Annotated in this window: 4 protein-coding genes and 2 pseudogenes; 5 read left to right on the top strand and 1 reads right to left on the bottom strand. The window is 70.0% G+C overall.

Annotated features, from left to right (window positions below; all coding sequences use genetic code 11):
• The first annotated feature begins 29 nt into the window (after window positions 1-29).
• Together MXD62_RS24035 and MXD62_RS24030 are read left to right on the top strand one after the other, a co-directional pair.
• On the top strand, window positions 30-1,436 hold the full coding sequence (locus tag MXD62_RS24035; RefSeq protein ID WP_248831720.1) for a glycosyltransferase: 1,407 nt from the start codon (window positions 30-32) through the stop codon (window positions 1,434-1,436).
• 477 nt (window positions 1,437-1,913) lie between these two features.
• Window positions 1,914-4,697: an aconitate hydratase gene (locus tag MXD62_RS24030; RefSeq protein WP_248831717.1), complete on the top strand. Its 2,784-nt coding sequence runs from the start codon at window positions 1,914-1,916 to the stop codon at window positions 4,695-4,697.
• A gap of 134 nt (window positions 4,698-4,831) precedes the next feature.
• On the opposite strand, the gene MXD62_RS24025 is transcribed toward MXD62_RS24030, so the two are convergent.
• The gene (locus MXD62_RS24025) at window positions 4,832-5,158 is read right to left on the bottom strand and encodes a YkvA family protein (protein WP_020459770.1); all 327 of its coding nucleotides are present in this window, start codon (window positions 5,156-5,158) and stop codon (window positions 4,832-4,834) included.
• Window positions 5,159-5,345: 187 nt separating this feature from the next.
• On the opposite strand from MXD62_RS24025, the pseudogene MXD62_RS24020 reads away from it, so the two are divergent.
• The 3 genes and pseudogenes from MXD62_RS24020 to MXD62_RS24010 all read left to right on the top strand — a co-directional run.
• Window positions 5,346-5,705: pseudogene (locus tag MXD62_RS24020) on the top strand (DUF1778 domain-containing protein); the annotation flags it as partial.
• 164 nt (window positions 5,706-5,869) lie between these two features.
• Window positions 5,870-6,367 carry a GNAT family N-acetyltransferase gene (locus MXD62_RS24015; protein ID WP_248831716.1) on the top strand — a complete coding sequence of 166 codons (498 nt, stop codon included), beginning with the start codon at window positions 5,870-5,872 and terminating at the stop codon, window positions 6,365-6,367.
• A gap of 862 nt (window positions 6,368-7,229) precedes the next feature.
• Window positions 7,230-7,512, top strand: a pseudogene (locus MXD62_RS24010) (hypothetical protein); the annotation flags it as partial.

Raw genomic sequence — 7,512 nt, 5'->3', positions numbered from 1 at the left:
TCGCTCCTGAAGCGAGGAGGCGTCCGTTGGTGAAGCAGGAACCCGCACCGCGAGGTGTGGGAATCCCCGGCCTTCAGACCGGGGAGGAGGTCAACACGGAGTCTCGGATCCGTCGGAGTGCCGACGCGGCGGCGTGCGCCCGTTCCCCGGCGGACAAGAGCGCGGGACCCACTGCGATCGACAGACCCGCCGCGGTCGACGGGACCACCGGTCACGGCGCGCACCGCGGCTCGGGAAACGACCGCGAGCGCGCGTCGGTCGGGAGGCGGGTGGACCCCGCGCCCGCCCGCCCTGACCGCGCCAGTCCTGTGACGGTGCTGGAGGTGCTCCCGAGGATGGACCGGGCGGGCGAGGTGATCCGCGCGGTCAACCTCCTGCGGCGCCTGGACCCGCAGGAGTACCGGCTGCTGTTCTGCGCCACCTCGGGTGCCCCCGGATCGCTGGACGACGAGATCCGGGCACTGGGTGGCGAGGTCTATTACTGCCGCGCCGACCTGAGGTTCCCGCTCGCCTTCTACCGGCTGCTGCGTTCGGTCCGACCGGACATCGTCCACTCGGGTGTGGCGACCTTCTCGGGCGTGGTGCTCGCGGTGGCCCGGGCGGCCGGTGTGTCGCGCCGCGTCGCGCACTTCTTCAGCGGCGCGGACCAGAGCGGCGACAGCCTCCGGGGCCGCCTCCAGCGGATGGTGGGGCGGGTGCTGCTGGACGCGTTCGCCACCGACCTGCTCGCGGTCAGCGAGGCGGCGATGCGCGGACGGTGGCGGGAGACCTGGCGGCTCGACCCCCGGTGCCGGGTCATCTACAACGGGGTCGAACTCGAGCCCTTCGGAGTGGCCATCGCGGGCCAGCGGCCCATGCCGGACCTCCCCGAACTCGACGAGTTCGGGGAGGCCATGACACCGCAGCTGACCGTCCTGCACGTCGCCCGCCCGGACCCGGTCAAGAACCGGGCCCGGGCCATCGAGATCGTCGCGGCGATGTGCGCGCGGGGGCTCGACGTCCGCCTGCGGATCGTCGGGCGCCAGACCGAGGACGAGACCGAGCGGCTGATGACCCTGGCCCGGGGCCTGGGTGTGTCCGACCGGGTCGAGTTCATCGGCGAGCGGCTCGACATCCCGAAGCTGCTGGTGACCTCGTCGCTGCTGCTGGTGACTTCGCTGCGCGAGGGGCTGCCGAGTGTGGTGCTCGAGGCCTGCGCGGTCGGGACCCCGGTGCTGTCGTCCGACCTGCCGGGAGTGGGGGAGATCGCCCGGGTGCTGCCCGGGATCACCATGCTGCCGCTGGGCACCCCCAACGAGATCTGGGCCAACACCGCGGCCGATCTGGCGGTCGTCCCGCCCACGATGGACGAGCGCCGTGAGGCGATGCGGCGTCTGCGGCGGTCCCCGTTCACGATGGAGAACTGGCAGCGCGACATCACGGCCGTCTGGTCGTAGCCGGCTGCCCGACCCGCTTCTTCCGCGGGCGGGTCCGTTCCCGAGGAGCGCCTGCCGCGAGGCGGGGCCGTCCCCGACGGGGCGCTCATCGTGAGGTGGACCCGTCCAAGGTGGACCCCGGCCGGGTGGGACATCCCACCTCGGTCGCCAGCACCCTTATCGTCCCGTTCTGCCCGGCTGCATGGCGTGAGGCGCGCGTCCGGACGGACCACCTGATATTTTTAGCCTTGCTAATTAAATGCGGCTCGGATTTCGGTGGGGTACACCGGCGTCCGGGAGGCGATGGTCACAGGCCCACCGGCCCCCGCCGGACGTGACCGACGGTTCCGGCCGCCGCCGTCACCCCTGAGAGTGCCAGGATGGGGCGAGGTGGCCGAACCGTGGCGAGTCACGGTGTCGACCGGATGTGATCGCTGCTGGTGTCGGACCTCCCCGCGGACGAGGAGCGGGCGAGGTGACGAGGAGGAGACGAAGGCCATGGACAGCTTCGGCAGCACCGGCAGACTCGCGGTAGGTGATCGCACCTACACGATCAGGCGGTTGGACGCGGTGCCCGGGGCCGACCGCCTGCCGTACAGCCTCCGTGTTCTGCTCGAGAACCTGCTGCGCACCGAGGACGGCGCCAACATCACCGCCGACCACGTACGCGCGCTGGCCGACTGGGACCCGGCGGCGGAACCGAGCCAGGAGATCCAGTTCACCCCGGCCCGGGTGATCATGCAGGACTTCACCGGCGTTCCCTGTGTCGTCGACCTCGCCGCGATGCGCGAGGCGATGGTCGCCCTCGGCGGGGACTCCACGAAGATCAACCCGCTCGCCCCGGCCGAGATGGTCATCGACCACTCGATCATCGCCGACCACTTCGGCCGGCCGGACGCGTTCGAGCTGAACGCGACGCTGGAGTTCCAGCGCAACCGCGAGCGGTACCAGTTCCTGCGCTGGGGCCAGGCGGCGTTCGACAACTTCACCGTGGTGCCGCCGAACACCGGCATCGTGCACCAGGTCAACGTCGAGCACCTCGCCCGCGTGGTCTTCACCAAGGAGACCGCCGAGGGCACCCTGGCCTACCCCGACACCCTCGTCGGGACGGACAGCCACACCACGATGATCAACGGTCTCGGGGTGCTCGGCTGGGGCGTCGGCGGCATCGAGGCCGAGGCCGCCATGCTCGGCCAGCCGGTGAGCATGCTGATCCCGACCGTCGTCGGCTTCAAGCTCACCGGTGAGCTGCCCGCCGGCACCACCGCCACCGACATGGTGCTGACCATCACCGAGCAGCTGCGCAGGCACGGCGTGGTCGGCCGCTTCGTCGAGTTCTACGGCGAGGGCGTCGCGAACGTCCCGCTGGCGAACCGGGCCACGATCGGCAACATGAGCCCCGAGTACGGCTCCACCTGCGCGATCTTCCCGATCGACGCCGAGACCCTGTCCTACCTGCGGCTCACCGGCCGCCCCGACGAGCTCGTCGCGCTGGTCGAGGCGTACGCCAAGGAGCAGGGCCTCTGGCACGACCCGAGCCACGAGGCGAAGTACACCACCACCCTCGAGCTCGACCTGTCGACCGTCGTCCCGTCGCTGGCCGGCCCCAAGCGCCCGCAGGACAGGGTGCTGCTGTCGAACGCGAAGAAGGCGTTCCGCACCGCGCTCGCCAACTACGCCCAGCCGGTGCCGCTGGCCAACGGCGGCGCCGACGAGGCCGACGCCGAGTCCTTCCCCGCCTCCGACTCGGCCGCCGCGTTCGCGGACAAGCCGTCCGACGCCCCGGTCTCGGTCAACGCGGTCTCCGGTGACGTCGCCGGCCGCCCGTCCAGCCCGACGAAGCTGACCCTGGCCGACGGCACGACCTGCGAGATCGACCACGGGGCGGTCGCCGTCGCCGCGATCACGTCCTGCACCAACACGTCCAACCCGCAGGTCATGGTCGGTGCCGCGCTGCTCGCCCGTAACGCCGTCGAGAAGGGGCTGACCCGCAAGCCGTGGGTGAAGACCACCCTGGCGCCCGGCTCCAAGGTGGTCATGGACTACTACGAGCGCGCCGGGCTCATCCCCTACCTGGACAAGGTCGGCTTCAACCTGGTGGGCTACGGCTGCACCACCTGCATCGGCAACTCCGGTCCGCTGGAGCCCGAGGTCTCCGCGGCGATCAACGACGCGGACCTCGCGGTCGTCAGCGTCCTGTCCGGGAACCGGAACTTCGAGGGCCGGATCAACCCCGACATCAAGATGAACTACCTGGCGTCCCCGCCGCTGGTCGTCGCCTACGCGCTCGCCGGCACGATGGACATCAACCTCGACACCGACCCGCTGGGCACCGACACCGCCGGCGAGCCGGTCTACCTGCGCGACATCTGGCCGAGCGAGGCCGAGGTCTCCCAGGTCGTCGGGGACGCGATCACCTCCGAGATGTTCGCGGACCGCTACGCCGACCTCTCCGGAGACGAGCGCTGGCAGGCGCTGCCCGTCGGCGACGGCGGCGAGGTGTCGCAGACCTTCGGCTGGGTCGAGGACTCGACCTACGTCCGCCGTCCCCCGTACTTCGACGGGATGGCGGCCAAGCCGTCCGCGCGCACCGACATCGTCGGCGCCCGGGTGCTGGCCTACCTGGGTGACTCGGTGACCACCGACCACATCTCGCCGGCCAGCTCCATCAAGAAGGACTCGCCGGCCGGGCGCTACCTCACCGAGAACGGGGTCGCCCCGGGGGACTTCAACTCCTACGGCTCCCGCCGCGGCAACCACGAGGTGATGATCCGCGGAACCTTCGCCAACATCCGGCTGCGGAACAAGCTGGTGCCCGGCGTGGAGGGCGGCGTCACCCGCCACCTCCCCGACGGCGAGCAGGTGGCGATCTACGACGCGGCCCAGAAGTACGCCGCCGAGGGCGTGCCGCTGGTCGTGCTCGCGGGCAAGGAGTACGGCTCGGGCTCGTCGCGTGACTGGGCTGCCAAGGGCACCGCGCTGCTGGGCGTACGGGCCGTCATCGCCGAGTCCTACGAGCGGATCCACCGGTCGAACCTGATCGGCATGGGCGTGCTGCCGCTGCAGTTCCCCGTCGGGGAGTCGGCGGAGTCGCTCGGGCTCACCGGTGAGGAGACCTTCACCATCACGGGGCTGGCCGACGTCGACGAGAAGACCCCGACGCTCACCGTGCAGGCGGGGGACAGCTCGTTCGAGGCCGTGGTGCGCATCGACACCCCCGGCGAGGCGGAGTACTACCGCCACGGCGGGATCCTGCTGTACGTCCTGCGCTCGCTGATCTGATCTGGGTTCGATCTGGTCTGATCAGGCCCGTCCGGAGGAGGGCACCACGCCCGCTCTCCTCCGGACGGGCCTGACGGGCACGCCCGCATCCCGCCTGTTCGGGCTCTGCGGGTTCTCGTGCCCCGCAGTGGGCGCTAGCGACGGCCGCGGCCCCGACCGCGGCCCGGGACCTCCAGCTCCGCCGGCCCCGGCCGGCGGGCGTCGACGAGCTTGCGGACGTAGAACAGCGCCCCGAGGATCACCGCGAGGTCGTCGACGAGGCCCACCGGCCCCAGCGGGATCTCGGGGACGGCGTCCACCGGGGAGATCACGTAGAGCAGGCTGGCGATCGTCGCGGCGACGCCGTGTAGCGGCAACCGGTAGCGGCGCAGCAGGTAGAAGGTGCCGGCGACCAGCACCAGACCCACCGCGGCGATCACGCCGAGGACGACGACCAGGCCAGTGCCCACACCGTCGCTCATCGCAGTTCCTCCGCGCGGTGGTCACATGCCGCCCGGCCCGTACCGGGCATGCGCGCCCCCGGACGTCGTCCCGGTGACGATCGTGCCCCTGGATGGTCGGCCATCGTGGTCCTCACGGCTCCTTCGTCGGGGTTGGTCCCGGATGGATGATCTGTAGGGAGATGCCCCGGTGCGCAGCGGTCCGAACATGCCTCGACCATGCTCCGTGACCGGTGCTTTCCGCCCCCCCACCCGGTTGCCCGATTGTGTGACGAGCGACGTGGGGCCCGGCGTCGCATGTCGTGGACCGGGGCGGCAAACTGCCAGCATGACCTCCGCTGAGGACGAGAGAATCACGTTCGGCCTGCCCGCCGACGACGCCGAGATCATCCGGTCCGCCGCGGACGCCGAGGGCCTCAGCCTGGAGCTGTTCGCGGTGGAGAGCATGCGGCGCTACGCCCGCGAGGTACTCGCCGACCGCCGGCTGTTCAGGGTCTCCGAGACCGCCTGGGCCGAACTGGACGCGATGCTGCAGGCGCCACCCACCGACAACCCGCGGCTGCGCAAGCTGCTCGACGAGGAGCCCGGCCTGGTGTTGGCGGCCCGTGTGTGTTCGATGGCGAGCGGCCCTGCCCTGCGGGGGGGGGCTGGCCGGCCGCCCCCGGCTGCCCCCGTCGATCCCGGTAGATCGACCCCACGACGAGATCGACCATGCCTGGAAGGATTCGGCCCGTGCCGTTCACGAAGCCGTCGGCCCTGGTGGAGGACCACGACACGGTCGCGTTCGGCTGTGGTGATCCCGTCCTCGACAGCTGGCTGCGCCACCACGCCAAGGAACACCAGCGCGAACGCATCACCAGCACGTTCGTGCTGCTGGACGGCTCCACCGTGGCCGGCTACTACTGCCTGGCGACCGCGGCGGCCGAGCGCGTCGGCACGGCCTCGCGGTGGCGTTCCCGCCGGCCCGTGGACCCGGTCCCGATGATGCTCGTCGGCCGGCTGGCCGTGGACGTCCGCTATCAGGGCCGGGGGGTCGGTGCCCGGCTCGTCCGCGACGCGACGATGCGGGCGCTCACGGTGCGCCGCATGGTCGGAACTCCGCTGCTGGGTGCGCACGCGACCGCACCCGACGGACAGTCGTTCTACCGTCACCTCGGCTTCGTGCCCACCGCGCTGGACCCGCATCTGGTGCTGCTTCCCCTGCAGAACGCCGCCGGCTCCTCGGCCTGACCTCGTGCACCTGGCCCGGTCGTGTACTGGTCCCTGCGCGGCGCGCGGGACATGGCCGCCATGCCGGCCCGTCTCGCTGACACTTGACGTCGTCGCACCGGTCCGGTCTGCTTCTGCGTCCCGGTTTTCCTCGACATCGCGCCGCGCCGCGCCGCGCACGAATATGAGGAACGCGGGTTTCCTGCTGCGGATCTCAGGAGACGCCGCCTGTGCGGTCTGCGCCGGATTCTGTGTGACCACTGCTGTCTGGGGACTTGGTCGCCGGATATGGACTCTCCGCTGTCTGCGAAAAAGGATATCGCCTAATCCAGGTGCTGTCATATGGGCAACCTGCTGCGGTCGTACCGGGAAGATTCGGGTCGCCGGCGGTGTCTTGGTGGCGGTTGCGGGGGGTTGAAAACTATTCGTTCGGACGCTGGAACCGGTGCGCCGAACCGAATCAGCCTTATTTTTACGGACGGTCCTCGGGTATATTCGGTGGCGATTATGGTCGGATGGTCCGGACTGGAATCCGCCTCCTTCGCTCTCGATCCGATTTTTCTGGCCGGGGCGGGCTGTATTGGCTGACGGGTGTCGGAGAGTCGGTTCGAGGAATTCTCGCATTCGCCGAAATGTGTCGGATCGGACGCTGTTAAGTCGCTGGAGACACGCCTGTTTTGTGCTGCCGCTGTAAGGGAGGTCGGGCCGCTAGGTTGACGACCGTAGAACTACTGCAAAAGATCGTTCTGAAAGGTAGAAGATGACAAGCAAAATAGGGCGGCGTACGGCCATTCTAGCCACATCGGGCCTCGTTTCCGTTGCCGTCACCCTGGGTGCGAGCGCCACCTCGGCACAGGCCCTGGTGCCGGGGGGCGGGCCGGAGGTGAAGAAGGAGAAGATCACCATCGGCTACGAGCGGGTCCTCTGGTACGACGGCAAGGACAAGAAGCACCACGACAAGAAGGACCACGACAAGGACAAGAAGGACCACGACAAGAAGGATTGGCCGTCCTACGGTGACGAGTCCGACGGTGACGAGTCCGATGGCTCGGCTGATCTCGCTGCCCCGCTGCCGGTTCCCGGTGTCTCGGTCGGTGCTGTCGACCCGGTTGAGGTCGCCGACGCGGCGCTGGCTTCCGGTGACCTCCGCGAGAAGCCCGACAAGA

Source organism: Frankia sp. Mgl5 (genome assembly GCF_023242985.1).
Taxonomy (GTDB): Bacteria; Actinomycetota; Actinomycetes; order Frankiales; family Frankiaceae; genus Parafrankia; species Parafrankia soli.
This window is presented reverse-complemented; position numbering and strand designations above follow the sequence as displayed.

Coding starts and splice junctions, on each gene's coding strand:
- MXD62_RS24025 (WP_020459770.1), bottom strand. CDS start 5,158: ATGAGCGACGGTGTGGGCACTGGCCTGGTCGTCGTCCTCGGCGTGATC.
- MXD62_RS24030 (WP_248831717.1), top strand. CDS start 1,914: ATGGACAGCTTCGGCAGCACCGGCAGACTCGCGGTAGGTGATCGCACC.